Source organism: Blastococcus sp. TBT05-19 (genome assembly GCF_003319095.1).
Lineage (GTDB): Bacteria > Actinomycetota > Actinomycetes > Mycobacteriales > Geodermatophilaceae > Blastococcus.
Window position 1 is genome coordinate 314,269 of record NZ_QOHI01000001.1, and the last position, 26,484, is coordinate 340,752.

Annotated in this window: 28 protein-coding genes, 1 tRNA gene and 1 pseudogene; 20 read left to right on the top strand and 10 right to left on the bottom strand. The window is 72.3% G+C overall.

Annotated features, from left to right (window positions below; all coding sequences use genetic code 11):
- Positions 1 to 178 precede the first annotated feature (178 nt).
- From DQ244_RS01525 to topA, 3 genes are all read left to right on the top strand, one after another.
- The gene (locus tag DQ244_RS01525; RefSeq protein WP_113809717.1) at positions 179 to 2,446 is read left to right on the top strand and encodes a sodium-translocating pyrophosphatase; all 2,268 of its coding nucleotides are present in this window, start codon (positions 179 to 181) and stop codon (positions 2,444 to 2,446) included.
- 22 nt (positions 2,447 to 2,468) lie between these two features.
- The gene (locus tag DQ244_RS19255) at positions 2,469 to 2,747 is read left to right on the top strand and encodes a hypothetical protein (RefSeq protein ID WP_158544443.1); all 279 of its coding nucleotides are present in this window, start codon (positions 2,469 to 2,471) and stop codon (positions 2,745 to 2,747) included.
- A 325-nt stretch (positions 2,748 to 3,072) separates the two neighbouring features.
- On the top strand, positions 3,073 to 5,910 hold the full coding sequence (gene topA, locus DQ244_RS01535) for a type I DNA topoisomerase (protein ID WP_113809719.1): 2,838 nt from the start codon (positions 3,073 to 3,075) through the stop codon (positions 5,908 to 5,910).
- Positions 5,911 to 5,964: 54 nt separating this feature from the next.
- Here the strand turns inward: topA and DQ244_RS01540 are convergent, their stop codons facing one another.
- Positions 5,965 to 6,765, bottom strand: a complete 801-nt coding sequence (locus tag DQ244_RS01540) for a trans-aconitate 2-methyltransferase (RefSeq protein ID WP_113809720.1) — start codon at positions 6,763 to 6,765, stop codon at positions 5,965 to 5,967.
- Between the two features lie 218 nt (positions 6,766 to 6,983).
- Between DQ244_RS01540 and tmk the strand changes: the two genes are divergently transcribed.
- The 3 genes from tmk (at position 6,984) to DQ244_RS01555 (ending at position 10,533) form a co-directional block, all read left to right on the top strand.
- Positions 6,984 to 9,227: a dTMP kinase gene (gene tmk / locus DQ244_RS01545; protein ID WP_113809721.1), complete on the top strand. Its 2,244-nt coding sequence runs from the start codon at positions 6,984 to 6,986 to the stop codon at positions 9,225 to 9,227.
- A complete protein-coding gene (locus tag DQ244_RS01550; protein WP_113809722.1) occupies positions 9,224 to 10,402 on the top strand; it encodes a DNA polymerase III subunit delta' in 1,179 nt (392 codons plus the stop codon). The genes tmk and DQ244_RS01550 overlap by 4 nt, the downstream gene beginning before the upstream one ends.
- A gap of 58 nt (positions 10,403 to 10,460) precedes the next feature.
- Positions 10,461 to 10,533 (top strand) — tRNA-Thr (locus DQ244_RS01555).
- A gap of 263 nt (positions 10,534 to 10,796) precedes the next feature.
- Here DQ244_RS01555 and DQ244_RS20190 read toward each other — a convergent pair.
- Together DQ244_RS20190 and DQ244_RS01570 are read right to left on the bottom strand one after the other, a co-directional pair.
- A pseudogene (locus DQ244_RS20190) lies at positions 10,797 to 11,867 on the bottom strand (tyrosine-type recombinase/integrase); the annotation flags it as partial.
- A complete protein-coding gene (locus DQ244_RS01570) occupies positions 11,864 to 12,529 on the bottom strand; it encodes a helix-turn-helix transcriptional regulator (RefSeq protein WP_113809723.1) in 666 nt (221 codons plus the stop codon). The gene DQ244_RS01570 and the pseudogene DQ244_RS20190, both read right to left, overlap by 4 nt.
- 85 nt (positions 12,530 to 12,614) lie before the next feature.
- On the opposite strand from DQ244_RS01570, the gene DQ244_RS20195 reads away from it, so the two are divergent.
- From DQ244_RS20195 to DQ244_RS01640, 14 genes are all read left to right on the top strand, one after another.
- Positions 12,615 to 12,803, top strand: a complete 189-nt coding sequence (locus DQ244_RS20195) for an AlpA family phage regulatory protein (RefSeq protein ID WP_199580100.1) — start codon at positions 12,615 to 12,617, stop codon at positions 12,801 to 12,803.
- Positions 12,800 to 13,060, top strand: a complete 261-nt coding sequence (locus DQ244_RS01580) for a DNA-binding protein (protein ID WP_113809724.1) — start codon at positions 12,800 to 12,802, stop codon at positions 13,058 to 13,060. Before DQ244_RS20195 ends, DQ244_RS01580 begins: the two co-directional genes overlap by 4 nt.
- 73 nt (positions 13,061 to 13,133) lie before the next feature.
- Positions 13,134 to 13,556 carry a hypothetical protein gene (locus tag DQ244_RS01585; protein ID WP_147251444.1) on the top strand — a complete coding sequence of 141 codons (423 nt, stop codon included), beginning with the start codon at positions 13,134 to 13,136 and terminating at the stop codon, positions 13,554 to 13,556.
- A complete protein-coding gene (locus DQ244_RS01590; protein WP_113809726.1) occupies positions 13,463 to 14,704 on the top strand; it encodes an AAA family ATPase in 1,242 nt (413 codons plus the stop codon). Before DQ244_RS01585 ends, DQ244_RS01590 begins: the two co-directional genes overlap by 94 nt.
- 409 nt (positions 14,705 to 15,113) lie before the next feature.
- A complete protein-coding gene (locus DQ244_RS01595; protein WP_147251445.1) occupies positions 15,114 to 15,560 on the top strand; it encodes a hypothetical protein in 447 nt (148 codons plus the stop codon).
- A complete protein-coding gene (locus DQ244_RS01600) occupies positions 15,557 to 16,312 on the top strand; it encodes a terminase large subunit domain-containing protein (protein ID WP_113809728.1) in 756 nt (251 codons plus the stop codon). The genes DQ244_RS01595 and DQ244_RS01600 overlap by 4 nt, the downstream gene beginning before the upstream one ends.
- A gap of 1 nt (position 16,313) precedes the next feature.
- Entirely contained in the window at positions 16,314 to 17,030 is a 717-nt protein-coding gene (locus DQ244_RS01605) for a hypothetical protein (protein WP_113809729.1), read from the top strand.
- Complete coding sequence (locus tag DQ244_RS01610; protein WP_369832082.1) at positions 17,027 to 17,311, top strand: WhiB family transcriptional regulator; 285 nt, start codon at positions 17,027 to 17,029, stop codon at positions 17,309 to 17,311. Before DQ244_RS01605 ends, DQ244_RS01610 begins: the two co-directional genes overlap by 4 nt.
- Positions 17,308 to 17,685, top strand: coding sequence for a hypothetical protein (locus DQ244_RS01615; protein WP_113809730.1), 378 nt, complete (start codon positions 17,308 to 17,310; stop codon positions 17,683 to 17,685). Before DQ244_RS01610 ends, DQ244_RS01615 begins: the two co-directional genes overlap by 4 nt.
- Complete coding sequence (locus tag DQ244_RS01620) at positions 17,682 to 18,167, top strand: hypothetical protein (protein ID WP_113809731.1); 486 nt, start codon at positions 17,682 to 17,684, stop codon at positions 18,165 to 18,167. Before DQ244_RS01615 ends, DQ244_RS01620 begins: the two co-directional genes overlap by 4 nt.
- On the top strand, positions 18,164 to 18,937 hold the full coding sequence (locus tag DQ244_RS01625; RefSeq protein ID WP_113809732.1) for a hypothetical protein: 774 nt from the start codon (positions 18,164 to 18,166) through the stop codon (positions 18,935 to 18,937). The genes DQ244_RS01620 and DQ244_RS01625 overlap by 4 nt, the downstream gene beginning before the upstream one ends.
- On the top strand, positions 18,937 to 19,257 hold the full coding sequence (locus tag DQ244_RS01630; protein ID WP_113809733.1) for a hypothetical protein: 321 nt from the start codon (positions 18,937 to 18,939) through the stop codon (positions 19,255 to 19,257). Before DQ244_RS01625 ends, DQ244_RS01630 begins: the two co-directional genes overlap by 1 nt.
- A gap of 4 nt (positions 19,258 to 19,261) precedes the next feature.
- A complete protein-coding gene (locus DQ244_RS01635) occupies positions 19,262 to 21,514 on the top strand; it encodes a phage tail tape measure protein (protein ID WP_113809734.1) in 2,253 nt (750 codons plus the stop codon).
- A gap of 5 nt (positions 21,515 to 21,519) precedes the next feature.
- The gene (locus DQ244_RS01640; protein WP_158544445.1) at positions 21,520 to 22,314 is read left to right on the top strand and encodes a hypothetical protein; all 795 of its coding nucleotides are present in this window, start codon (positions 21,520 to 21,522) and stop codon (positions 22,312 to 22,314) included.
- Between the two features lie 187 nt (positions 22,315 to 22,501).
- Here the strand turns inward: DQ244_RS01640 and DQ244_RS19260 are convergent, their stop codons facing one another.
- The 7 genes from DQ244_RS19260 to DQ244_RS01670 form a co-directional block, all read right to left on the bottom strand.
- On the bottom strand, positions 22,502 to 22,678 hold the full coding sequence (locus DQ244_RS19260; protein ID WP_158544446.1) for a hypothetical protein: 177 nt from the start codon (positions 22,676 to 22,678) through the stop codon (positions 22,502 to 22,504).
- 417 nt (positions 22,679 to 23,095) lie between these two features.
- Entirely contained in the window at positions 23,096 to 23,302 is a 207-nt protein-coding gene (locus DQ244_RS01645; RefSeq protein WP_113809736.1) for a hypothetical protein, read from the bottom strand.
- A 795-nt stretch (positions 23,303 to 24,097) separates the two neighbouring features.
- Entirely contained in the window at positions 24,098 to 24,370 is a 273-nt protein-coding gene (locus DQ244_RS01650) for a hypothetical protein (protein ID WP_113809737.1), read from the bottom strand.
- Entirely contained in the window at positions 24,367 to 24,687 is a 321-nt protein-coding gene (locus DQ244_RS01655; RefSeq protein WP_147251448.1) for a hypothetical protein, read from the bottom strand. Before DQ244_RS01655 ends, DQ244_RS01650 begins: the two co-directional genes overlap by 4 nt.
- A 114-nt stretch (positions 24,688 to 24,801) precedes the next feature.
- Entirely contained in the window at positions 24,802 to 25,335 is a 534-nt protein-coding gene (locus tag DQ244_RS01660; protein ID WP_113809739.1) for a hypothetical protein, read from the bottom strand.
- Positions 25,336 to 25,631: 296 nt separating this feature from the next.
- A complete protein-coding gene (locus DQ244_RS01665) occupies positions 25,632 to 25,823 on the bottom strand; it encodes a hypothetical protein (RefSeq protein WP_113809740.1) in 192 nt (63 codons plus the stop codon).
- A gap of 122 nt (positions 25,824 to 25,945) precedes the next feature.
- Entirely contained in the window at positions 25,946 to 26,440 is a 495-nt protein-coding gene (locus DQ244_RS01670) for an inorganic diphosphatase (RefSeq protein WP_113809741.1), read from the bottom strand.
- Between the last annotated feature and the right edge of the window lie 44 nt (positions 26,441 to 26,484).

Consider the following 26,484-nt stretch of genomic DNA (forward strand, 5'->3'; position numbering starts at 1 on the left):
AGGCGCCGTCGACCCGGCCCGCGAAGGGAGCGCGCGAGACGGACACCGCAGGTGTGATCTCGCTTACACTTCGCGCCGTTCCGGACCCGGCCCGTACTGGTCGGGGACGGGACGCCGACCTCCGCCGCACCGGGGAGCACCGGCGCCTCCCGGGCGGCCGCCGACGCCTGGAGGACCCATGCCCGACAGCTCCCTGTCCGGCGGGGAGATGGCGCTGGTCGCCGTCATCCTCGTCATCTCCCTCGCGGCCCTGGTCTTCGCCGCCTACCTGGTGCGGGCCGTCACGGCCGCCGGCCAGGGCACGGAGAAGATGCGGGACATCGCCCGCGCGGTGCAGGAGGGGGCGGCGGCCTACCTGAGACGGCAGTTCCGGACGCTGGCGGTCTTCGCCGTCATCGTGTTCCTGCTGCTGCTCGTCCTCCCGGTCGCCGACGGCGGCTGGGGGACCCGGGTGGGCCGGGCGGTGTTCTTCCTCGTCGGCGCGACCTTCTCCGCGCTCGTCGGCTTCATCGGGATGACCCTGGCCACCCGCGGCAACGTCCGGGTGGCGGCCGCGGCCAACGCCGGTGGGTACCTGCCGTCGTTCCGCATCGCCTACCGCACCGGCGGGGTCGTCGGGATGATCACCGTCGGGCTCGGCCTGTTCGGAGCAGCGCTGGCGCTGCTGCTCTTCGACGAGACCGCCCCGGTGGTGCTCGAGGGCTTCGGCTTCGGCGGCGCGCTGCTGGCCATGTTCATGCGCGTCGGCGGCGGCATCTTCACCAAGGCCGCCGACGTCGGCGCCGACCTCGTGGGCAAGGTCGAGGCCGGCATCCCCGAGGACGATCCGCGCAACGCTGCCACGATCGCCGACAACGTGGGCGACAACGTCGGCGACTGCGCGGGCATGGCCGCCGACCTCTTCGAGTCCTACGCGGTCACCCTGGTCGCCGCGCTGATCCTGGGGCAGGTCTTCTTCGGCCCGGTCGGCATGGTCTTCCCCCTGGTGGTGGCCGCGATCGGGGTGGTCGCCTCGGTCGCCGGCATCCTGGCGACCCGGCCCTCGGCGGACGACGGCAGCGGCCTGGCGCCGATCAACCGCGGCTTCTTCGTCTCCGCCGTCGTCTCCCTGGTGCTGGTGGCCGTCGCCTCCTTCAGCGTGCTGCCCGGTGTGGGCGACGACGTGGACGACCTGCCGGTCAGCCCGCAGGTGCTCGGCTTCGTCTCGGTGCTGGTCGGGGTCGTGCTCGCCGCGGCCATCCAGCAGCTCACCGGCTACTTCACCGAGACCACCCGCAAGCCGGTGAAGGACGTCGGCCGCAGCTCGCTGACCGGCCCGGCGACGGTGATCCTGTCGGGCATCTCGCTCGGCCTGGAGTCCGCCGTCTACGCCGCGCTGCTCATCGGCGGTGCGGTCTACGGGGCCTTCCTGATCGGCGGCGGGGCTGCTCTCTACGCCGTGGCGCTGGCCGGCTGCGGTCTGCTCACCACCGCCGGCGTCATCGTCTCCATGGACACCTTCGGCCCGGTCAGCGACAACGCCCAGGGCATCGCGGAGATGTCGGGCGACATCGACGAGAACGGCGCCCGGGTGCTCACCGACCTCGACGCCGTCGGCAACACCACCAAGGCGATCACCAAGGGCATCGCGATCGCGACCGCGGTGCTCGCCGCCACCGCGCTCTTCGGGTCCTACAACGCGCAGATCGCCGTCGCCCTCGACGACGCCGGCGCCTCGCTCGGCGACGCCTTCAGCCTGGTCAACCCGAACAACGTGGTGGGCGCGATCCTCGGCGCCGCCGTGGTCTTCCTCTTCTCCGGGCTGGCGATCAGCGCGGTGTCCCGGGCAGCCGGCCGGGTCGTGTTCGAGGTGCGGGAGCAGTTCCGCACCCGCCCCGGGATCATGACGTTCGCCGAGCGCCCGGACTACGGCGCCGTCGTCGACATCTGCACGAAGGACTCGCTGCGCGAGCTGGCGACCCCGGGGCTCCTGGCGGTGCTGGCCCCCGTGGCGGTCGGGTTCGGCCTGGGCATCGGCCCGCTGGCCGCGTACCTGGTGGGCGCCATCGCCGCCGGCACGCTGATGGCGGTCTTCCTCGCCAACTCCGGCGGCGCCTGGGACAACGCCAAGAAGATGGTGGAGGACGGCGAGCACGGCGGGAAGGGCAGCGAGGCGCACGCGGCGACCGTCATCGGCGACACCGTGGGCGACCCGTTCAAGGACACCGCCGGCCCGGCCATCAACCCCCTGATCAAGGTGATGAACCTGGTCGCGCTGCTCATCGCGCCGGCCATCGTCTCGTTGTCGGTGGGGGAGGACGCGAACACCGGGCTGCGCGTGGGGCTCGCCGTCGCCGCGCTGGCCGTCATCGTCGCGGCGGTCGTCGTCTCCAAGCGGCGGTCGGTCGTCGTCGGCGAGGTGGCCGCGGCGCCGGACCAGGCGTCCCTGGCCGGACGGGTCGGCTGATCCGCCGGCCTAGCCTGCCGTCGTGGGTTCCCCGGGGCCGGAGCTGTCCATCGTGTCGACGTTCGTCCTGGGCGGCATGGAGCCGGTCCGGCTGGTGGTGCACCACGCCGACGGGTCGTGGGACTTCCTCTGCAACACCATCGACGACGCCGGCTCGATGGTGACCGTGCACACCGAGCACGTCTTCGAGCGGTTCCCCGACCTGCTGCCCCTGCGCAGCCTGCCGCGCGGGTTCCTCGCCGAGCGCGGGGACGTGTCGGACGAGTGGGTGACCGAGCCGTTCACCGAGGAGCCGCAGTGAGCGCCCGACACGTCGCGGTCGCCCGCGGATCGGATCGCCGCGGCCCGGGAGGAACTCCGCAGGTCGGTGAGTCTGACCCCTTGGCGGGACGCGCTCTTGGCGCCCCGGGAACACGGGCGCAGCATCCACGTTTGTCGGGGTGACGGCGCGCCCACGGAGGGTCGCCCCCGGCGCCCCGGCGCGGGGGTGGCTTACCGTGGCCCGCCGAGGGGCGTTCCGCGGTGGCGTCCGACCGGCCCCGGCCCCGGGACCGGTGCACCCGGGTCGCCAGGCCCGGGCGCGAGCGCCGCGCCCGCACCACCTCAGCACCACCGACAGGAGTCACGTGCCTACGAAGACCACGCAGACCGGAACCGAGAGCGACCCGACCACCGACGGCGCGGCCAAGAAGCCGACCCGCCGGAGCGCGGCCGCGCCCGGGGGACGGCCGCTGGTCATCGTCGAGTCGCCGACCAAGGCGAACAAGATCGCCGGCTACCTGGGCAGCGGCTACGTCGTCGAGGCCAGCGTCGGGCACATCCGCGACCTGCCGCGCAACGCCGCCGACGTCCCGGCCGAGCACAAGGGCGCCGCGTGGGCCCGCCTCGGTGTCGACGTCGACAACTCCTTCGAGCCGCTGTACGTGGTCAGCCCCGACCGCAAGCAGCAGGTGACCCGCCTCAAGCAGCTGGTGAAGCAGGCCAGCGAGATCTACCTCGCGACAGATGAGGACCGCGAGGGCGAGGCCATCGCCTGGCACCTGATCGACACCCTCAAGCCGCGCGTCCCGGTGCGCCGGATGGTCTTCCACGAGATCACCCCCGAGGCCATCGCCCGCGCCGTCGCCAACCCCCGCGAGCTCGACACGCACCTGGTCGACGCGCAGGAGACCCGCCGCATCCTCGACCGGCTCTACGGCTACGAGGTCAGCCCGGTCCTGTGGAAGAAGGTCCTGCCGAAGCTGTCGGCCGGCCGCGTCCAGTCCGTGGCCACGCGCATCGTCGTGGAGCGCGAGCGCGAGCGGATGAACTTCCACTCCGCCGACTACTGGTCGCTGGAGGGCACCTTCGCCGTCCCCGGCAAGTCCGCCGGCGCCGACGAGGGCGAGCCGACGACGGTCCGCGCCAAGCTGGTCAGCGTGGACGACAGCCGGGTCGCCACCGGCAAGGACTTCGACGCCTCCACCGGTCGCGTCACCGGCGACGTCGTGCACCTCGACGAGGCCGGCGCCCGGGGCCTGGCCGCCCGGCTCGAGGGCCGCCAGGTCAGCGTCAGCCGCGTCGACGAGAAGCCCTACCGCCGTCGTCCGTACGCCCCCTTCACCACCTCCACGCTGCAGATGGAGGCCGGCCGCAAGCTCGGCTGGTCCTCGGCGCAGACGATGCGGGTGGCCCAGCGGCTGTACGAGAACGGCCACATCACCTACATGCGCACCGACTCGACGAACCTGTCGCAGGAGGCGATCAACGCCGCCCGCCAGCAGGCCCGCGAGCTCTACGGCGACGCCTACGTGCCGGCCGAGGCGCGCCGCTACGCGAAGAAGTCCAAGGGCGCCCAGGAGGCGCACGAGGCCATCCGCCCCGCCGGCGACAGCTTCCGCACCCCCGGCCAGCTCGCCGCCGGCCTGGCCCGCGACGAGTTCCGGCTCTACGAGCTGATCTGGCAGCGGACGGTCGCTTCGCAGATGGCCGACGCCGTCGGCCAGACCGTGAGCGTCCGCCTCGCCGGCCGCAGCGCGACCGACGAGGCCGTCGAGTTCACCGCGTCGGGGCGCACGATCACCTTCCCCGGGTTCCTCCGCGCCTACGTCGAGTCCCGCGACGAGGGTGCGCAGAAGGACGGCGACGACGACCACGGCAGCGACGACGCCGAGCGCCGGCTGCCCCGCCTGGAGCGCGGGCAGCAGCTCGACACCCAGGCGCTGGACGCCAAGGGCCACACCACCCAGCCGCCGTCGCGCTACACCGAGCCGAGCCTCGTGGCGCGGCTGGAGGAGCTGGGCATCGGCCGTCCGTCGACGTTCGCCTCGATCATGCAGACGATCCAGGACCGCGGGTACGTCTGGAAGAAGGGCAACGCGATGGTGCCCTCCTTCATCGCGTTCGCCGTCACGAACCTGCTGGAGCAGCACTTCGCCCAGCTGGTCGACTACGACTTCACCGCTTCCCTGGAGGCCGAGCTCGACGAGATCGCCGGCGGCACGCTGGGCCGGGTCGACTGGCTCACCGAGTTCTACTTCGGTGGCGAGGGCCGGCACGCCGGCGCCATCGCCGAGTCCGGCGGCCTCAAGCAGGTCATCGGCCAGCGCCTCGAGGAGATCGACGCCCGCGGGGTGAACTCGATCCCGCTGCGCGCCACCAGCCCCGACGGTCAGCCCGTCGTGGCCCGGGTCGGCCGCTACGGCCCCTACCTGCAGGCCGGTGAGGACGGCGGACGCGTCAGCATCCCCGAGGACATCGCGCCCGACGAGCTCACCGAGGAGAAGGTGCGCGAGCTGCTGGAGGCGCCGTCCGGCGACCGCGAGCTCGGCACCGACCCGGAGTCCGGCCACCCGATCGTGGTCAAGGCCGGCCGCTACGGCCCCTACGTCACCACGGTCGTGCCCGAGGACAGCAAGGAGTCCCCGCGCACCGCGAGCCTGTTCTCCTCGATGAAGCCGGAGACGCTCACGATCGAGGACGCCCTCAAGCTCCTCACCCTGCCGCGCACCATCGGTGCCACGCCGGACGGCGAGGAGATCCAGGCGCTGAACGGCCGGTACGGGCCCTACATCAAGAAGGGCACCGACTCGCGCTCGCTGGAGAGCGAGGACCGGCTGTTCACGGTGACCCTCGACGAGGCGCTGGCGATCTTCGCCCAGCCCAAGCAGCGCGGGCGGGCCGCGGCCAAGGCCCCGCTCAAGGAGCTGGGTCCCGACCCGGTCACCCAGGGCGTGGTCACCGTGCGCGAGGGCCGGTTCGGGCCCTACGTGACCGACGGCGAGACCAACGCCAGCCTGCGCAAGGGTGACGACGTCGAGTCGATCACCATCGAGCGCGCGGCCGAGCTGCTGGCCGACCGCCGGGCCGCGGGTCCGGCGAAGAAGAAGAAGGCCGCGAAGAAGACGACGGCCAAGAAGACCGCCGCGAAGAAGACCACCGCGAAGAAGACGGCGGCGAAGGCCGCCCCGGTCACCGCCGGCTGATCGCCGTGACCGGCTCGGAGGACGCGCTGCGCGCCCGGACGCACGCCTACCGGCTCACCCCGCGCTGAGCGGGCGGCTGCCGACGGCGAAGACCCGCCGGAAGGGCAGCAGCGTCGTGCCGTCGGGCCGCGCCGGGTAGGCGTTCCGCAGCGCCGCCGCGTACGCCTCGGTGAAGCGCGCCGCGTCGTCGTCGTCCAGCCGGGCCAGCACCGGGCGCAGCACCGTCGAGCGCACCCACGCCAGGACGGGGTCGGTGCCGGTCAGCACGTGCAGGTACGTCGTCTCCCAGACGTCGGCCGCGAGCCCGGCCCCGGTGAGCACCTCGGCGTACCCGGCCGGCTCCAGCACGGTGTCCGGGGCGGGGCCGGCGTCGGCCAGCCGGTCGGCCCACCCGGGGGAGCGGCACAGCTCGGCCAGCAGCGCGTGGGTGGGGTTCCGGAAGTTGCCGGGCACCTGGACGGCGAGCCAGCCGCCCGGGGGCAGGGCGCCGGCCCAGCGCGCCATGAGCTCCGCGTGGCCGGGCACCCAGTGCAGGACGGCGTTGCTGACGACGACGTCGACCGGTTCGCTCGGCGCCCAGTCGGCGACGTCGCCCAGCTCGAACGAGACCCGGTCGGAGGCGGACGCCGACGCCGCGGCCAGCATCTCGGGGGAGGAGTCGACGCCGGTGACGCGGGCCCCCGGCCAGCGCCGGGCCAGCGAGGCGGTGAGCGAGCCCTCGCCGCACCCCAGGTCGACGACCACCCGCGGTTCCTCGGCGGCGACCCGTGCCACCAGCTCGACGAAGGGCCGCGCCCGCTCCCCGGCGAAGCGGAGGTAGCTGCCGGGATGCCACGCGCCGTCGCTGCTGGTCACGGGAGGGACCCTAGGGGGATCGGCGGACGGGAGCGGAACAGCAGGCGACCGTTTGACCCGACCGGGCGTCGAGGGGCCGAAATCGTCACGCCGGCCCGGTACCGTGGCCCGGCCGGGGCCCGCTCCGTCCCGGTGCCCACCGACCTGGGGAGCTCGTGATTCCGGCCGATCCGACGCCACCGGTACCCCCGTCCGACGGGTCGGCGGGTGCTGCCGACGTGGGCGGGACGACGTCTCCCGCCGACGGCCTGCCGCCGGCCGGTACCCCGGTGCCCCAGGACGCCGCACCGCCGCTGACCGAGCACGACGGCGCCGCGGCCGAGGACCACCCGGACGGCGCCGGCGCCGTCGGCCTGGTCGCCAAGCTGCGCTCGGTCCTGCGGATCCGCGACTTCCGCCGGCTCTGGTACTCCACGAGCCTGTCCAGCTTCGGTGACTGGCTCGGGCTGCTCGCCATCACCGCGACCGCCACCGCGCAGTTCGACGAGTTCGCCGCCCAGAACTTCGCCCTCGGCGCGGTGCTGCTGTTCCGCCTGCTGCCGGCGATCGTGCTCGGTCCGGTGGCCGGCGCCTTCGCCGACCGCTTCGACCGCCGCAAGACGATGGTGATCACCCACGTCGTCCGCTTCCTGCTGTTCGCGTCGATCCCGGTGGTCGACGACATCGTCTGGCTGTTCATCGCCCAGTTCGTGATCGAGGCGGTCAGCCTCTTCTTCATCCCCGCCAAGGACGCCGCCGTCCCGAACATGGTCCGGCGGGACCAGCTGGAGCCGGCCAACCAGCTCTCGCTGGTGACCACGTACGGGTTCACCCCCGTGCTGGCCGCGATCATGTTCTCGCTGCTCGCGGTCATCGGGGGTCCGCTGAGCGGGGCGGTGCGCGGGCTGGACGAGATCGACCTCGCGCTCTACCTCAACGCGCTGACCTACCTGGTCGCGGCGGTGATCATCTGGAACCTCACGTCGATCAGCGGCAGCCGGCGCTCGGGTCCGGCCGACCAGAAGGGGGAGAGCTTCTTCGGCTCCCTGGTCAGCGGCTTCTCCTTCGCCGGCCACACGCCCCTGGTCCGGGGCCTGGTCGTCGGGATCAGCGGGGCCTTCATGGCCGCGGGCGTCGTCATCGCCACCGCCCAGGCCTTCGCCCGCTCCCTGGACGCCGGACCGGCCGCCTACGGCCTGCTGTTCGGTGCGGTCTTCGTCGGCCTGGGCATCGGCATCTCCGTGGGCCCGAGCGTGGCCCGCGACCTCTCCCGCCAACGTCTCTTCGGCATCGCCATCGTCGGCGCCGGGGTGATGGTGCTGCTGCTGGTGTGGAGCGTCGCGCTGTGGATGGCGCTGGCCTTCGTCGTCGGCATGGGCTTCTTCGCCGGGATCGCCTACCTCGCCGGCTTCACGCTGCTGGGCAGCGAGGTCGAGGACTCGGTGCGCGGCCGCACGTTCGCGCTGGTCAACTCCCTCGTCCGGGCGGCGCTGATCATCAGCCTCGCCGTCGCGCCCTTCGCCGTCGGCCTCTTCGAGCGGCGCACCGTCGACCTGGGCGTTCTCGCCTTGTCCGTCACCGGGGAGCGGGTGGCGCTCTTCGTCGCTGGGCTCATCGCCGTGGGGGTCGGGGTGCTGGCCTACCGGCAGATGGACGACGGCCGCCCGGTCCCGCTGCTCGCCGACGTCGTCACCGCGCTGCGCCGCGACACGACGGCCCGCCGCCGGCTGGCCGGGGGCGGGGTGCTCATCGCCTTCGAGGGCGGGGAGGGTGCGGGCAAGTCCACCCAGGTGCGCCGGCTGCAGGCGTGGCTGACCGACGAGGGCCTCGTTGCCCGCTCGACCTTCGAGCCGGGCGCCACGCCGTCGGGAGGGAGCATCCGGGCCATCCTGCTCGACCGGGCGAACACCGGCATCGCGCCCCGGTCGGAGGCCCTGCTCTACGCCGCGGACCGCGCGCAGCACGTCCACGACGTCCTGCGGCCGGCGCTCGACGCGGGCGAGGTCGTCATCACCGACCGGTTCATCGACAGCTCGCTGGCCTACCAGGGCGCCGGCCGCACGATCCCTCTCGACGACGTCCGCATGCTGTCCCGCTGGGCCACCCAGGGCCTGCAGCCCGACCTGACGATCCTGCTCGACCTGCCGCCCGAGGTGGGGCTGGCCCGGGCGCGGGGCCGTGCGGTCGCCGACCGGCTGGAGTCGGAGTCGCTGGACTTCCACCAGCGGGTCCGGCAGACCTTCCGCACGCTGGCCGAGTCCGCGCCCGACCGGTACCTGGTGCTCGACGCCCGCCAGAGCCCCGACGAGACCGCCGCGGCCATCCGGGTGCGCGTGGCCGAGCTGCTGTCGGGCCTGCCGCTGCAGACGCTCAGCCAGTCCGTCGCCTCCGTCGCGGCCGAGCCCCGGCAGGACGCCGAGCTGGCGACCGCCTCCCGGCACCCGCACGCGCAGACCGGCTCGACCCCCCAGCTCCACCCGTGACCGCCACCGTGAGCGCCGAGGGCGTCTGGGCGCAGGTGATCGGGCAACCGGCCGTGGTGGCCGAGCTGCGGGCCGCGGTGGCCGATCCGGGGGCGATGACGCACTCGTGGCTCTTCACCGGCCCGCCCGGCTCCGGCCGCTCGGTCGCCGCGCGCGCCTTCGCGGCCGCCCTGCAGTGCCCGGACGGCGGCGACGGCACCTGCCACGAGTGCCGCACCGTGCTGGCCGGCACCCACGCCGACGTGCACGTGATCGTCCCGGACGGGCTCTCCATCGGTGCCGCCGAGGCGCGCGGGCTGATCCGGGTGGCCGGCCGGGCGCCGTCGGGCGGCCGCTGGCAGGTGGTCCTGGTCGAGGACGCGGACCGGATGACCGAGTCGGCGTCTAACGCCGTCCTCAAGATGATCGAAGAGCCGCCGCCGCGCACGGTCTTCCTGCTCTGCGCGCCGAGCCTGCACCCCGACGACGTGCCGGTGACGATCCGGTCCCGCTGCCGCGTCGTGGGCTTGCGGACGCCGCGGGTCGACGACATCGCCGACGTGCTCGTGCGCCGCGATGGCGTGGACCCCGCGCTCGCCGCCTGGTCGGCCGCCGCGTCCGGGGGGCACGTCGGCCGGGCTCGCCGGCTCGCCCGCGACGAGGACGCCCGCATGGCCCGCAAGGCGGTGCTGGACGTGCCGCTGCGGCTGGTCTCGCTGGCCGCCTGCCTCGACGCCGCCGACGACCTGGTGGGTGCCGCGCAGGAGGAGACCGACGCGGCCACCGGCGCCCTCGACGGCGCCGAGACCGAGGCGCTGAAGAACAGCCTCGGCGTGGGTGCCCGGGGCCCGGGCGTCGCCGCCTCCCGGGGTGGGGCCGGGCAGCTCAAGGACCTGGAGAAGCGGCAGAAGTCCCGCGCCACCCGGATCGGCCGGGACTCGCTGGACCGCGCGCTGGTCGACCTGGCCGGGCTCTACCGGGACGCGCTGGTGCTGAACGCGGCCGGCCCCGAGGCGCCGCAGCTGAACCACCCCGACCGGCGGTCCGACGCCGAGGAGCTGGCCCGTCGGATCGGTGCCGAGGGGGCGCTGCGCCGCATCGACGCGATCCTCGCCTGCCGCCGGGCGCTGGAGCAGAACGTGAAGCCGCAGGTGGCCCTGGAGGCGCTCACCGTGGCGCTGCGCCTGCCCGCCTGACACCCGCTGCCCCTGCGCAGCCGCCGCGACCCGGTGTCGTAGGCTGTGCGGGCAGTTCGCCGCCTTAGCTCAGTCGGTAGAGCATCTCACTCGTAATGAGAAGGTCGTCGGTTCGATTCCGACAGGCGGCTCGCCTCTGACCAGCGGTCTTGCCCCTCGCGGGCAGGGCCGCTGAGTCGTTTCCGGGGGCCTGTGGGCGCAATGTGGGCGCATCCGGCGCCGGAGTGGTCGCCGCGGTGACGTGCGTGGGCGCCTCCGTGGGCGCAGGGGTGGTCGCCCGGGGCGGCACCAGCGACTCCGCGGCGTCGGCGGCCTGGCGCCCGATCCCGCCGAGCAGGTGGCTGTAGATGTCGGTCGTCACGCGGATCGAGGAGTGCCCGAGGCGCTTGGAGACCACGGCGACGTCGACGCCGCCGGCGAGCATCAGAGACGCGGCGCCGTGCCGGAGGTCGTGCAGCCGGACCTGGCGTAGGCCCGCGCTCGCGGTGAGCCGGGCGAATACCTTGGTGACCTGGCCGGGGGAGAGGTCGGTGCCGTCCTCCCGGGCGAACACCCGGTCGTTGTCGGTGTAGCCCTCGCCCCACTGCAGGCGCTCGGTGTCCTGGGTCAGCCGGTGGGCGAGCAGGGCGCCGATGGTGCGCTGCCCGATGTCGACGCGGCGGTCCTCGCCGGACTTCGTCTTCGGCTTGCCCTCGACGACCTGGCCGCCGACCTCGACGAGCTGCGTGCGGACGTGGATCACGCCCTGCTCGAGGTCGATGTCGGCCCAGCGGAGCGCGCACGCCTCGCCGCGGCGCAGGCCGGTGAACGCCAGCACCTCGAAGAGGGCGCCGAGGCGGTGGCTGGCGGCGTGGTCGAGGAAGGCGCCGAGCTCGGCCGGTTCCCACGGGCGAACGTTCGCGGGGCGGTCGCCGGGGAGGGCGACGTCGGTGGCGGCGTTGTAGGACACCAGCCGGGCCCGACGGGCGGAGGTGAGCGCGGAGCGCAGCACGGCGTGGATGCGGCGGATCGTCGCCACCCCGCGGCCGGCGGAGCGCAGGTCGCGGACCAGCTTCTCGACGTGCCCCGGGCGGAGGTCGCCGAGCCGCACGTGACCGATGGCGGGGACGATGTCCAGCTCGACGTAGCGGCGGTACATCAGGGCGGAGGAGGGGCGGAGGCCGTCGCTGATGCGGTCCTCGAGCCAGGTGGCCAGGAAGGTGCCGACGGTCTGCCGGCCGTCGTGGCGGTGCTCGCCGGTGTTCGCGGCGTGCAGGACGGCGGCGAGCGCGGCGTCGGCCTCGGTCTTGGTGACGAATCCGCCCTTGCGCGCTTCGCGGCGGCGGCCGGTCTGCGCGTCGCGGCCGACGTCGGCCCGGTAGTACCAGGAGCCGTGACCGCGCTCCTTGCCGAGCCGCGGGCAGGCGGTGAGCAGCTTGCCGGCCTCGTCGCGGCAACCGCAGCGGCGGAACGTCGAGCCCTTCACGACTGCCCCTCATCGATGTAGTGCATGTACTCCGGCAGCGCTGGCGGCTGGAGGCCCCGTCGGCGCATCTCTGCCCGGGTGCGCTGGATGGCGTCCTCGGCACGTCCGCGGCGCTGGTCAAGCGCCTCGGTGAAGGCCATCTCGTCGTCTCGGGGGATCGTCCGGCGGACAGCCGAAGGCGCGCTCTCCCAGTCGAAGACAGCGCGGGCGTGCTCTCCGAACAGTCGCAGGGCAGCCGCTCCCTCCTCCCACCCTTCTTCCGGGTCGACCTCCCACTGGTGCAGGCCCGTCGCCGGATCGCGGTCCCCTTCGCCGATGTACGGCGACGGGAATCGCCCCTGGCCGATGAACCAGTCCAGCGCCTCTAGGGTGTCGGCAGGCCCGCCGGGAAGCGTGTCCACCGTCTCCCGGCGGCCGACCGGGAAGACGAGCAACAGCGGGGGAACGCCGAGCGCGCGCGCCAAGACGAACAGCTCCGGCAGCGTGACGGTCTCTCGGCGCCCGGACTCCAGGTTGGCGATGACCGAGCGAGCCATCGGCAAGCCGAGCTCGGCGGTGGCGTCGGCGAGCTTCTGGGCGCTCATGCGGCGCTCGCCGCGGACGCGCTGAACCTCCTGTGCGACCACGCGCACCAGCTCTCCCGGCCAGTCGCTTTGTGTCATGGCAACACAATAGCGGGCCGTCTTGACACCGCGCAAGACTGTCCGCACTCTTGTGCCACCACGTCACCGGAAGGGGTGAAGTTGTGTGCTGAGCGCACAGACGGAACTCATCGATCGTCGGGAGCTCGAAGCCCGCACAGGAGCCAGCCTGTCCACGCTGAAGCGCTGGGCACGGCTCGGAATCGGTCCACGCCCCATCAAAGTGGGCCCGCGGATGGTCCGGTACCGACGCGACGAAGTCGATGCCTGGCTTGCTGGACGGCCAGCGGCATGAACCGCGCATGGACCGCCGACGAGGTGCTCGCCCTGCCGGTCGTCGTCGACCTGGTCACCGCCGGCTCCGTGCTCGGCATGGGCCGCAGCGCCTCGTACGAGATGGCACGCCGTGGGGAGTTCCCCGTCCCGGTGCTGAAGGTCGGCCACCGCTACCGCGTGGTGTCTGCGCGACTCCGGGAGCTGGTCGGCATCCACGACCAGCCGACGCCGGTCACCCGACCGGCCACGCCGTTCCGCCCGGCATCCGGGCTCTGACAGCAGCGAGGCCCCGGGTGCCCGCCCGAGGCCATCGCCCACCACGCCACCAGACCTGACCTCTGGAGACACCATGAGCGTATCGCCCCCAGCGGGCCCGTCCTTCGAGTTGCCCGCCGTCCGGCCGCAGCACGCGAACACCCCTCGCACCTGGCCACCGCCCAGCCCCACGGCGCTCGCCGCGCCGGCCGGGCTGAGGCGCCGCCAGGACGCCGCCCGCCGCCTGCCCCCGCTGCACGACGGGCGCCGCGACCCCATCGCCCGCACTCCTGCCCGCCCTCAGACGCTGCTGCAGGTCCAGGTCGGGAAACGCACCTGCTGGTACCTCGGCATCACCCGCGCCCAGGCCAAGGCCCTGTTCAAGCGAGCCGGCGTCACCCGGCACATGCACGACGGTCGCGGATGGTGCACCCCGATCGAGGACGCCGACGACGTCCTCACCGTCGCCGAGCACGCCCTGCGCTGGCACGTCGCCGTGGAGGCCGTGGACCGGTGACCGCCTCCGCACCCCGCCTCGTCCAACCCGACGAGCCGGTTCCCCCGCCCAGCCATCCGCCGGGCGAGAAGCCGCCGTCAGGCCCCGCGCTGCAGTTTCGGAGCCTCGCCCAGCTGTGCCGCGACGTCGACGCCGCCGGCCCCCGCCGCTGGCTCATCCGCGGCATCTGGCCCGCAGGCGCCTACGGCGTGCACGCCGCCGAACCCAAGGCCGGGAAGACGTGGAACGCCCTCGACCTCGCAGTCTCGGTAGCCTCCGGCACCCCATGGCTCGGCCAACACCAGGTCGACACCAGCGGACACGTCGTGGTGTTCGCTGGTGAAGGCGGGGACGGCAACGTCGTGCGCCGCCTGCGCGCCATCGCCAACGGCCGCGGCGTACCAGCCGATGACCTGCCGATCAGCATCTGCACCCGGGCGCCACACCTGGCTGACGACGCCCACCTGCAGGCCATGGAAGCCCACCTGGCCGCCGTCCGACCGGTGCTGGTGATCCTCGACCCCTTCTACCTGGCGGCTGGTGGAGCAGACGGCAAAGACCTCTACGCCATGGGCCGGCTCCTCGAACGCCCGCAGCACCTGTGCGAGCGCGCCGGAGCCTCCCTCGTCGTCGTCACCCACTTCAACCGCTCACGCGACCTCCGCGGCGCCGCCCGAATCACCGGTGCCGGCCCTGCCGAGTGGGGGCGGGTCCTTATCTCCGCCGCCGTCATCAGCCGAGGCACAGACCCGGCCACCGAAGCCACCACCGTGTTGACCGAGCTGGACGTCCAGGGTGGCGAGGTCCCAGACCGCACCGTCCGTCTACGCCGAGTGGTCCGCGCCCTGGACCCCGACGACCTCGACAGCCCGCTCGAGTACCGCGTCGACGAGCCAACCGCCGCCGACCCGGTACCCGCCGGCTCCGGCAGCGACCTCTCCCAGGCCGCAGCCAAGCTCCTCGCCGCCCTCGACGCCCAGACCACCCCCGAGCCGTCCAGCGTCCTCGTCGACCACGTCGTCGCCACCCACGGCCACGGACTCACCCGACAGACCTGCTCCACCGAACTCAACAAGCTCCGCGCCACAGGCCTCGCCGACTACCTCGACACCGGAGCCGGACGACAGCGCCTCTGGTACCGCGTACGAACGGAGACCCCCGCAGCATGAGCCCTCCGAACCTGTCGGACCTGTCACCCGACACGTCTCCCGACGCCTACCCGACAGAGGTGTCGGCGTCAGCCGACACCCTTATAGAGCCGACACCCCCAGCCGACAGGTCCCAGCCGACACCCCCCACCTCCGCGCTGGACCGGTCGAGTGCCGGTCAGGCGTCGGGCTGCGGGATCCCCCGCGCGCACAGGAGCCGGGTGCCTGTTCCGCTTCGGGTCCTGGGCATCCGCTCCGCGATGGGGCTGACGCCGGTTGTCGACCGTGCGCCCACGTTGCGCCCACACGCTGTGTTTCTGCTGGTCAAGGGTGCGTCCGCTGATAGCGGATCAGATGGGCGCGTGGCCTGATGCCTATGCCCTGCACTGTCTGCGGTCACGCTGACCGCCAGGCCATCGATGAGGCCGTGGTGACCGGCCAGTCCATGCGCAGCATCGCGAGCCGTCACGGCGTCAGTAAGGACGCGATCGGGCGCCATAGGGCGCACATCAGCCCGGCGCTGGCGCGGTTGGTCGCGGAACGCGAGGAGGCCGGGCCGGCGTCGGCGCTGCAGCGGCTTGAGTCGCTGTACGGGAAGGCGTCCGCGGTGCTGGACGCGGCGCAGTCGGAGGGCAAGGCGCAGCTGTCGCTCTCCGCCATTCGTGAGCTGCGCGGCCTGGTGGAGACGCTGGCGAAGATCACCGGCGAGCTGGACGAGCGGCCAACCACCAACGTGGTCAACCTGCAGTCCTCTGGCGAGTGGCACCAGCTGCGCACCGTCGTCCTCGAGGAGCTCGCCCCCTACCCGGAGGTGCAGCAGCGGGTAGCGGGCCGGCTGCTGGCGCTGGTGGCCGAGCAGCGGGGGCTGGCCTCGTGACGGCGCTGGCGGGTGACCTGGCCCAGGCCCTGGACCCGGTGGTGTTCGCGAAACGGCTGGGGTTCGCAGCGGAGCCATGGCAGTCCCGGCTGCTGCGGTCGCGTGCCCGACGTCAGTTGGTGGCCAGCTCCCGGCAGGTCGGGAAGACGCAGACGGTGTCGATCCGTGCGGTTCACACGGCGGTGTACGACCCGGGGTCGCTGGTGCTGCTGATCTCCCCGTCGCAACGGCAGTCGGACGAGATGCTGCGGCGCTGCCGGGCGGTGTACCGGGCGTGTGGCCGGCCAGTGCCGACGGTGGCGGAGTCGGCGACGGCGTTGGAGCTGGAGAACGGGTCGCGGCTGGTCAGCTTGCCGGGAACGGAGGGCACGTCGCGTGGGTTCGCCGGCGCGAAGCTGCTGGTGATCGATGAGGCGGCGCGGGTGGAGGACGACATCTTCGCCGCGGTGCTGCCCATGGTGGCCTCAGATGGCGTGCTGGCCTGCCTGTCTACGCCGTGGGGCCAGCGCGGGTTCTTCCACGCCTTGTGGGCTGACGGCGGCTCGGGCTGGGAGCGCCACAAGGTGAGCGTCTACGAGTCGGCGCAGTACACCCCCGAGCGGATCGCTGAGGTGCGGGCGTCGGTCGGGAGCTTCGTCTTCGCGAGCGACTACGAGTGCTCGTTCACCGACACCGATAGCCAGCTGTTCGGGACCGAGTCGGTGCGTGCCGCGTTCACGGCCGACGTCAAGCCGTTGTTCGGAGGGATGTGACGTGGCGTCGATCGCTGTGGGGCTGGACCTGGGGAAGGCGCAGGACTTCTCGGCACTGGCCGTGGTGGAGCGCGTGGAGGTGTTGCCGGTGGGCTGGTCCCCGCTGGCCTACTCACGTGCCCTGGAGTCCCTGGACCGCTACCGGCAGGCGCAGGACCGGCATGGGTGGGAGCGCACTCGGCAGCGGCTTCCGGAGTTGGTCGCGGAGTGGCATGTGAGGCATCTGCAGCGGTGGCAGATCGGCACCCCGTATCACTCGGTCGTCGAGGACGTGGGCGCGCTGATGGGCTCTGACGCCTTGGCGGACGCGGTGCTGTACGTGGATGGCACCGGGGTCGGTAGCGGGGTAATGGAAATGTTCGCGCAGGCCTACCAGCGGGGGCGGCTGGGTCGGCAGTGGCCGGTGGGCGTGACGATCACCGGCGGGCAGGCCGCGTCTGGGTGGAACGTTCCGAAGCGGGACCTGATCTCAGCGGTGCAGGTGCCGCTGCAGCAGGGCCGGTTGCGGATCGCGGCGGGTCTGGCGCTCGGTGAGGTGCTAGAGCGGGAGCTGACGTCGTTCCGGATGAAGCTGTCGGCGTCGGGCCACGACACCTACGACGTGCAGCGCCGGGAGGGCGAGGGGCACGGGGACCTGACGCTCGCGCTCGCGCTCGCGACGTACTGCAACACCTCGGGTGGGTTCCCAGAGGTCGTCGAAGCGTCGGTGACGGCGTGACCGACCGGCCTGTCGTGGCGGTGCCCGCAGTCGCTCACGGCGCGTGGGGCGCGCTGTCGATGGCGCTGGCGGAGCGCGGGCCGGCGCCGTGCGAGGAGTCGGCGGTGCCGGAAGCGTGGTGGGCGTTCGACGGTGAGCTGCTGAGGTTGGCCAAGGGGGGCTGCGCCCGCTGCCCGGTGCGCCCGGAGTGCCTGGCGTACGCGGAAGCTGCCGGCGAGCGGTGGGGGTGCTGGGGCGGCCTGTCGGAGCGTGAGCGCGCGCGGGTAAGGCGGGCCGCGTGACCGCCCTGGAGGAGCTGTGCGGGCGGCGCGCGCAGGAGACCGCTGACGGGCTGCTGTCGGTGCTGTCGCCGCTGGTGACGTCGCCAGGTGGCCGGGCGCGGGTCCCGGGGGTGGTTGTGGAGCTGCTGGCGGCGTTGATGGAGCAGGCGCACGTTTCCGAGTTCGGAAGCGCTGCCGGTGGGGCCGGAAGCATGGACGGTGTGAGGGAAACCGGGTCGCCCGCGGACGCCGGCGCTGCTGTCGGACTCAGCGCCAGGCGCGTCCGGCAGCTGTGCGAGCAGGGCATGGTCGCGCATCGCCGCGTCGGCGTCCGCGGGTACCTGGTCGACATCGACGATCTCCGCCGCTACATGCGGCGTGAGGACGCGGCGTGACGTCCCCGGCCCGGGTGGCCGCTGATGTGGCCGCGGTGCTCCCTCTCGACGACCCCCTGGGCCAACTGGCCCGCCGACGCCTGGCCGACGCGGCCAGAGAGCAGGAGAGCTACATGCCGATCGACTCCCGGGACGTGCTCCCGGTCCACTCCAACCGCACGGGCATCTTCGAGACCCTCGACGAGCAGCGGGTCGAGCAGGTCGGCGCCCCGCTGCGGGACGCCGCCGTGGACCCGCAGCCCGGTGACTTCCTGCCGCCGACGAACGCCGGCGCCGCCGATCCGCACGGTCCGGCGGTGCTCGCCATCGAGGTCGGGTCGCTGGAGTACCAGCGTCGCGTCGCCGAGCGGCGCGCAGCGGAGCTGCCGGACGCCGCCGCGGGCGTCGAGGAGTGGCGGACCTACGCGATCGGCCGGGGGGCCGACCGTCACTGGGCCGAAGCGCAGACGGTCCCGCAGCTGCGGGAGGTGTTCGGTCGATGAGCCACGTCCTCGACCGGCTGAAGGTGCAGGAGTCCCGAGCCGCGCTGCCGGGCCTGGCCAAGCGGATGCAGACGCTTCAGATGGAACTGACCCGCGAGATCACCGCGGCGCGGGCCTTCACCGACCCCGACCTGTCGCCGGAGGGGCTCGGGAAGCGTCGAGAGCAGCTCGCCGAAACGGCGCGGAAGCGCGCCGACCAGGAGCTCACTGCGCTCACCGCCGAGATGCGGCAGCACATCGGCCGGGTGCGGGAGTGGGCGGAATCCCGCCGGCCGCGGGTGGTCGACGACCCGGTGCAGCTGCAGAAGATGTCGCTGGCGTGGGATCGGGCGCGGGCGATGCTCGACAACGGGCGTTCGATCCGGCAGGTTCTGGCGGAGTCCTCCGACCCTGCCATGGTGCTCGCCGTCAGGGAGTGGGGTCCTGACTACCTGCGGGCCAACGAGCCGCGGGATAGCGGCCTCGCGGGCTACGCGCAGCGGCCGGAGCCGGTCGACTACTCCGGCCTCATCCGGTCCGCGGACGAGCGACTTGGCGAGCTGCTCCGCGGCGAGGTCGCCACCGCGGTGGCGGCGCTCCGTGAGCTGGACGTCATGGAGGCCGGCTGGCAGTCCCGTTCGGCGAACGTCGGCCAGCAGATCGTGGGCGGGGCGCATGATCCGCTGCAAGCGGCCATCGAAGCGCACTACGCCGAGCAGATGGCCGGTGCTGGCTACCAGGACAGCGGGGACGACACCGGCGACAGCCCTCCGACCGGGGACGCCGCCTAATGTTCTCGAGCGCGCGAATGAAGCACCTGTCGGTCATGCGGCTACTGCTGCGTGGGTTGCTGGTGCCGGCCGCTGAGGGAATCCGCCGCGGTGACACGACAAGCCTGCGCACCGCCTTGAACGTTCGCCTGCCGGCACTCAGCAAGCACGGCCGCTTCGATCTCGTGGCCACGCTGGTGCTGCTGGTGGTGAGGCTCGCGGCGGAGCTGACCCCGGGCCAGCGTGCGGCACTCCGAGCAAGTGCCGCTACGGACGGCCTCGACGCGCTCCTCCGCGACGTGTTGTGCGCCCTGGACCTGTACGCGAAGTGGGAGGGGTGAGCGCGTGAACATCGGTTCCCTCGTCGGCTACCTGGGCCTCGACTCCTCCGCCTTCGACCAGGGCCTGCAGGACGCGCAGACCGACCTGGAGGGGTTCGGCGCCAAGGGCAAGGTGCTCGCCGCCGCCGCCGGGGCCCTGATCGCCGGAGGCCTCGCCGCCGGTGTCGTCGGCGCGATGAACGTCGAGGCCGCCAACGACAAGCTGACGGCTCAGCTCGGCCTCTCGGCGCAGGAGTCCGAGCGGGTCGGCAAGTCTGCGGGAGAGCTGTACGCGAAGGGCTACGGCGACTCCTTGACCGGGGTGAACGACGCCGCTGCGGCCGTGATCGGCTCGATCCAGGGGATGCGGGAGGCGTCCTCGGCTGACCTGCAGCTGGCGACCCGGGACGCGCTGAACTTCGCCACCGCGATGAACATCGACGTGACCGCCGCCGCACGCAGCGCCGGGAACCTCGTGAAGACCGGGCTGGCCGCTGACGCTGGCGCCGCCTTCGACCTGCTCACCGTCACGGCTCAGAAGGCCGGCCCGGCGATGGTCGAGCCGGTCATGGAAGCGGCCAACGAGTACTCCACCTACTTCGCCGCCATGGGCCTGTCCGGCGAACAGGCCATGGGGCTGCTGGTGCGGGCATCCGCCGACGGCGAGATCGCCATCGACAAGGCCGGTGACGCGGTCAAGGAGTTCTCGATCCGGGCCACCGACGGGTCGAAGCTCACCAGCGAGGCCTACCAGGCCATCGGCTTGGACGCCGACAAGATGGCCAACCGGCTGCTTGCCGGTGGCGACACGGCCGCGATCGCCACCACGGAGATCGTCGACGGCCTGCTGTCGATCAAGGACCCGGCGACGCAGGCGAACACCGCGATCGCCCTCTTCGGCACTCCGCTGGAAGACATCGGGGTCACGAAGATCCCCGAGTTCCTGTCGGCGCTGCAGTCGAGCAACGAGGTGATGGGCGACACCGCCGGCGCCGCCGAGCACCTCGACCGGACCCTCAGCGGCAACGCCTCCACGGCGTGGACGGAGCTGAAGCGCGGAGTCGAGACGACTGCGATCGCGCTGGCGGATCGGCTGCTGCCCGCGGTGCTGACCGTCTTCACGTGGCTGGGCGACAATCTCGGCCCGGCAGTCGAGGAGGTGACCGGGTTCCTCGGCGACCACGAGACCGTCGTCAAGGCCATCGCCATCGCCATCGCCGCCGCCCTCGTCGTCTACGGCACCTACGCCGCCACCACCCGCACCATCAGCGCGGTGACGAAGGGGTGGGCCGCCGCGCAGGCCGCGCTGAACTTCGTGATGGGGATGAACCCCATCCTGTTGGTCGCCATGGCCGTCGCCGCCCTGGCCGCCGGCCTGATCTACGCGTACCAGAACTCGGAGACCTTCCGGGACATCGTCAACGGGGCCTTCGACGCGGTGAAGCGCGGGGTGGGCAACGCCGTCGGGTTCCTGATCGACGGCTTCCGGCTGCTCCTCATGGTGTTCCTGACCGTCGCGGACGGCATCGTCTCCGGGGCCGCCACCGCCCTGAGCTGGGTGCCCGGCCTGGGCGAGAAGCTGCAGGCCGCGAACACCGCCTTCGACAACATGAAGGACGGGGTCCTCGCCACTCTCGACGAGGCGGCACAGAAGGCCTACGGGTTCGGCGAGCAGTCCGGCAACAACCTCGCCCGTGGTGTCGGCGGCACCGCTGGCCGGGTGTTCGGGGCGACCCGTGGGGTGGCCGACGGCATCGGCCAGGCCGTGGCGGCGGCCAGTGGAGGCGCGTACGGGGCCGGCTACGGAGTCGGGTCGAACGCCGGGCAGGGCGTCATCGACGGCGTCAACGCGAAGCGCGCCGCCGCGGCCCGCGCAGCGGCGGCGCTGTCGGACGCGGTCATCGCCAACATGAACCGGGTCATGGAGATCAATTCGCCGTCTCGGAAGACGACGTGGATGGGCCACATGCTCGGCGAGGGCCTGATTGTCGGTATGCAGCAGATCCGACCGGCCGTGGCTGCGGAGCTCGCGAACCTCGGCAGGATGGAGGCGCTCACCGCGCTCCCAGTGCAGTCCCCGGTCTATGCCCGGCAGCTGGCGGCGCCTGGCCGGGCGGCGGCGCCCACCGCGGGCGGGCCGATGACGGCCCGCCCGCAGGGTGGCTATGGCTCACTGGTGAACATCGAAGGCGACTGGATCACGCAGGAGACGTCCCCGCAGGGGATGGCGCAGGCGCTGCTGATCGAGGCTCGCACCAGCGCTGGGTGGACCTCCTGATGGGTGTGGACGCCGGGACACCTCCGGGTCTGGGAGAGCGGATCCGCCAGATCGCGGCGGACGAGGTCGCGAAGTTCATGCGCTCCGGTCTGCTGCGCAACGCCTCCATCTCGGGCGGTAAGGGGCTGACGGTCAAGGGCGGCGGCGGTATCACCGTCGACGGTGGTGCGCTGCGGGTCCGCGGCCTGCCCGCGGCTCAGCCGGGCGCAACCGGCGACTCGACGGTCTACATGGGCGGCATCACCCCGGCGCTGCCCGACGGCACTCTGCAGCCGGGGCTGGTGCTTCGCCGCGAAGACGGCACGATCGCTCTCGCGCTCTACGACCCCACCCCGGACAACACCGGTGACGGCTTCAACCAGTTCCTCGCACTCTACGACCGCGCGCAGGTGATCGTCGTGTCCGACGACACTGCCTCAGGTCAGGGACTTTCGCGGCCCTACGTGCCGATCCCCGTCACGAGAGCCCGGTACACCGACATGGTCGCGGTCACCGACAGCGCCTTCGTCGACGTCTTCCGGACCCCTGGGGCGTTCCACAAGGTCAACGCCAGAGCCCGGGCGGACATTCGGTGCACCACCGACGTGGCCGGGACCACCGGAGAGGTCCGTGTCCTCGTCGACGGCGTCCAAGTCGGCGATGTGCAGCCGGTGGGGTTCACCGTGGAGACGAAGTACGTGGGCCCGTTCGCCATCCCCGGCGACGCGTACACGACCCACTCGATCGTCGTGCAGGCGCGACGGACAGCCGGGACCGGCGCCGTGCGGCTGGATGCCGCGGTGTGGGGGGTGCAGTCGTGAGCGAGCTCGAGTCCGACGTCGCGGACCAGGGGCCGGCGGGTCCACCGGTGCTGCCACCGCCGGACTTGCCGCCGGCGCCCGGTCCGCGACAGACCTGGGCCGACGCCGACCCGGGCCGGGTCGCCCCGCTGCCCGAGGAGCCGACCGGGCCAGCTGCTCCGAGCTGAACGGTCGCCCTCGGCGCGCGCTAACCCTTCTCGACGACGCTGCCGCCGGGTTGCGTACCACCAGCGGCCAGACGGTAGGCGAGCGCGGCCTTCCGCAGGATCTCCGCCCGGTGGGCGGGGAGCGTGTCCTTCGAGGCCTCGATGATCGCCTTCACCTCGGTGAACACGGCCAGCTGTGCATCGTCCTTGGCCGACATGGCCCACCTCCCGTTCGTCCGCGACCCGGGTGGTCGCGGTCCTGCCGCTGACCGTAGCGGCGCCCCCCGACAGCCCAGGAGGCTTGCGCGCACTGCAACACGCTCACCCGTCACCGCGTCGCCCGCACGTCCGTCGATGCGGTGACAGATGGTGGCCGGGCGCGGCTTCAGTGTGGCTGGGCTCTGGGCTCGAAGGCAGCGAAGAGCCCCCGCCGGCGTCTCCTGATGGAGAGCCGACGGGGGCCTTCTTCCGCGTTGAGCAACCTGCGGCACACGCGCACCGACCATCTCGTCCGACTCACAGCGCGCAGGGGCGCCTTGGGGGGACTAGAACTGTTGGTGCACGATGTGCACTCCTGGGACCCGACGTCCTCGACGGCGTTCGGCCTGCCAGCTCTGGCCGCCGAGAAGTCGGACCTAGGTGGTGAGGGGCCGGGGAGCGCCCACGAAGGTCCGGAAAGCGCACTCGCCCTTCCGCCCAATGCAGGGCGGGAAGGTGGTGTGCTTGGAGAAGAACGTCACGTCGCCGTACTGGTCGCGCCAGTGGCCGGTCTGCGGCGTCCTCTGCCCGGTCTTCCAGGTGCTCCCCGGACCGAGCGGGGAGCCGAGGCTGCGTCGAGCCATGGCTTCCTCCTCTTCCGTCCGAGAGTGAAGGAGGGACGATCGTGCGAACCAGCATGTGCCGGGGGTCCGCGACACCTCTGCTCGCGTGCTCGTGCGGAAGTCAGTGGTGGACCCTGGACGGTCCCGACGCCACGACACCGCCGCAGGTCACGCTGGAGCGCGACGGCACGATCGGCGGCTACATGGGCGTCGCTCGGTGCGGGGACTGCGGACGGCCGGCTCCGGTGAGCTGACCGCTGCGGTCGAGCATCGAGTCGCCCGGCATGTCCGGGCATCCAGGGGTCCTTGGGTCGTGGAGGTCGTCAGGTTGGGGGGCTAGTCCAACCTCGGGGCAGCAGAACCCTATACGAACAAGCGTGCGATCCGGAGCCGACACGCCGACTTGTCGACACGAAAAGCAAGCAGAGCAGGGTCTCGGTGCGATCACGAGCCCTGCTCTGCTGCGGAGCGGGGGCCAACCCGCTCAAGACGTCCTCCACGGGACGTCGTTAAGTGTGCCCTTTCGAGGGCTGCTTGTCACGTTATTCGAGAGTGTCGCGTACACCACTATCCACCACTTATGCACATCCTTTTGCACAGCGGCCTTTCCTGAAAGCGGTGGATAACTTCACCGCCTGTGGACGACGACGTCTTCATCCGGACTGCGATCGTCATGATGACGGCGTCGGCGAGGTCACCCGCCGCCCGGCTACGTCACCCCGCACCCCGGTCCGGTAGCCGCCGGTCGAAGGCCACCGACAGGCGCCCCGCCCGCTAGCCAGGCGGGCGGGGCGCTTCGTCACTGTGACGCTTCGGTCAGTCGACCTCCGCCAGCAGGTCGAGGAACCAAGCCGGCGGCGCTTGCACCACGTGCCACCCGCGGTCCGCCGTGAAGGCGATCGCCGCCCGCTCCGGCGACACGTCCAGCGGGATAGGCGCTGACCTCTCCCTCAGCCGAACCAAGTCCGCGTAGACGGTCGAGCAAGCAACGCCGAGCAGTTCGGCAACCTCCGCTCTCGACCAGCCCTCGGCGGTCAGTTCAGCAACCTGCCGGCTGCGCTCATCCCGTGTGAGTTCCCCGATGCTCACCGGTCCTCCTCAGCCTGGGCGCCGCGCTCCATCTCGAACTGCGCCGTCAGGATGAGGCCAAGGAGGTCGTCGGGCGTACCTCCAACAGCCGACAGAGCGTCCTCGACGACCTGCAGGTCGCGCAGGCTGGGCTCCCAGTTGCCGCTACTCGCGACGTCGACGCAGAAGCGCGGCTCGTCACCTGGCTGCTCTTGGTGCCACCAGCCCGCGAGTCCCGTGCGGACCTCGATCCGGCGGCCGACGCAGCCGACCGTCGCGTCGAGCTCGAGGGCGACTCGCTGATGCTCGTTCACGTTGCACCAGACCTCGTGCTTCACCTGGAGAGTCTGTCGGTCGCTGCCGATAGCGTTCTCTGTCATGGTCCTCGCCCTCCCAGGGGTGGGGATCTAGGGCCCGTCGTCGGTTGCACCCGGCGGCGGGCCCGCCTCGTCTCAGCCGAGCGGCGGAGACGTGTCTGTGGGGTCGGGCTCCTCGAGCGGGGGGAGGAGCAGCCGCATGCGGAAGGCGTTCACGAAGTGACGCATCGAGGGGCCGCGCTCGGGGGTCCAGGCGAGCCCAGCTTGCAAGAACGCCTCGGCCTCGCGGTCGGCGACGATCCGCCGCTCGAGCTCGTCGACAGACGGGCCACCCGGCGTGAAGGCGTCTTTGGCCGCCTGGCGAGGCGGCTTCTCATCCTGGGCTTTCACGCCGGCGGCCAGGATGCGTCCAACGTTCCGCAGCCTCGCGGCCTCATCGGCGCTGCGGTCCGGCTGGCGGGTCACCCATTCCGCCCACTCATCCCACCCGGCGACGATCTCGGCGTACTTGGAGTACTCCGGGTAGCCCTCGGGCGTCAGCACCTCTTGCGCTGGCGACCTCCGCTGGGGATGTGCCGCGGGGACACCCTCCTCGGCCCAGATGCTCAGCACCTCGTCGGCGTGGGGCTTGAGGAGGAGTGCCAGGGCTCGGAGTTCGCTCGCGTCCATCGGACGACGGTGCCGGACGTGGGCGGCTCCGCGGAAGACCCGGTGAGCCAGTCGGCGGTGGGCGCACGGTGGGCGCGAACTGGGCAGGAGTGGGGCGAACGGTCCGGTACGGGGAGGCACAGCCTCGCGCAGCTGACCTGCGGTTATGGCACGGGCGCTCACTCGGGATCACTCCCGGGCACGTCCTCGTTCTGACTCGTAATGAGAAGGTCGTCGGTTCGATTCCGACAGGCGGCTCTCCACGCGACGGGCCCGTCCACCAGGACGGGCCCGGCGTCGTTCCCGGCGCAGGGGGGTCAGTCCCCGCCCTGGCGGCGGCGCAGCGCGCGCCGTTCCGTCCGCAAGGACATCGCCGCACCCAGCGCGAGCAGGCCGGTCGTCGTGAACAGGAGCCACTGGCCGAGACCTGCGGCGACGACGGCGCTCAGCACCAGGAACCCGATCCACCACGGCGCGATGCGCAGCTGCCAGGGACGCCACGAGGACACGCGGAGAACCTAGCGGGAGCGGCGTCGCCCACCGGCGTCAGGGAACGACGGACGGCGGCACGTCGTCGAGACGTGCCGCCGTCGGTGCGATCGGCGTCCGGACCCGAGGGGCCGGGGGTCGATCAGTGGTGCGGGGATGCTTCCTTGGCGCGCTCGATCGAGGCCCTGATCTCGGCCTCGGCCTCTTCGCGGCCGACCCACTCGGCACCCTCGACCGACTTGCCCGGCTCGAGGTCCTTGTAGGTCTCGAAGAAGTGCTGGATCTCCAGACGGTCGAACTCCGACACGTCGTGGATCTCCTTGAGGTGGGCCACCCGCGGATCCGTCGCCGGGACGCAGAGGACCTTGTCGTCCCCACCGGCCTCGTCGGTCATGCGGAACATGCCGATGGCCCGGCAGGTCACCAGGCACCCCGGGAACGTCGGCTCCTCGAGGATCACCAGGGCGTCGAGCGGGTCGCCGTCCTGCCCCAGGGTGTTCTCGATGTAGCCGTAGTCCGCCGGATAGCGGGTGGAGGTGAACAGCATCCGGTCCAAGCGGATGCGTCCGGTCTCATGGTCCAGCTCGTACTTGTTCCGCTGGCCCTTCGGGATTTCTACCGTCACGTCGAACTGCACGACCGTAGTCTGGCCCATGGGGGACGACGAGGTCGGCTCAGGTC

Excerpts from the sequence above, each read along its gene's own strand:
- DQ244_RS01525 (WP_113809717.1), top strand. The coding sequence starts at position 179 with ATGCCCGACAGCTCCCTGTCCGGCGGGGAGATGGCGCTGGTCGCCGTC.
- DQ244_RS01570 (WP_113809723.1), bottom strand. The coding sequence starts at position 12,529 with ATGACACAAAGCGACTGGCCGGGAGAGCTGGTGCGCGTGGTCGCACAG.
- DQ244_RS01580 (WP_113809724.1), top strand. The coding sequence starts at position 12,800 with ATGAACCGCGCATGGACCGCCGACGAGGTGCTCGCCCTGCCGGTCGTC.
- DQ244_RS01585 (WP_147251444.1), top strand. The coding sequence starts at position 13,134 with ATGAGCGTATCGCCCCCAGCGGGCCCGTCCTTCGAGTTGCCCGCCGTC.
- DQ244_RS01590 (WP_113809726.1), top strand. The coding sequence starts at position 13,463 with ATGGTGCACCCCGATCGAGGACGCCGACGACGTCCTCACCGTCGCCGA.
- DQ244_RS01625 (WP_113809732.1), top strand. The coding sequence starts at position 18,164 with ATGAGCCACGTCCTCGACCGGCTGAAGGTGCAGGAGTCCCGAGCCGCG.
- DQ244_RS01630 (WP_113809733.1), top strand. The coding sequence starts at position 18,937 with ATGTTCTCGAGCGCGCGAATGAAGCACCTGTCGGTCATGCGGCTACTG.
- DQ244_RS19260 (WP_158544446.1), bottom strand. The coding sequence starts at position 22,678 with ATGTCGGCCAAGGACGATGCACAGCTGGCCGTGTTCACCGAGGTGAAG.
- DQ244_RS01645 (WP_113809736.1), bottom strand. The coding sequence starts at position 23,302 with ATGGCTCGACGCAGCCTCGGCTCCCCGCTCGGTCCGGGGAGCACCTGG.
- DQ244_RS01660 (WP_113809739.1), bottom strand. The coding sequence starts at position 25,335 with ATGGACGCGAGCGAACTCCGAGCCCTGGCACTCCTCCTCAAGCCCCAC.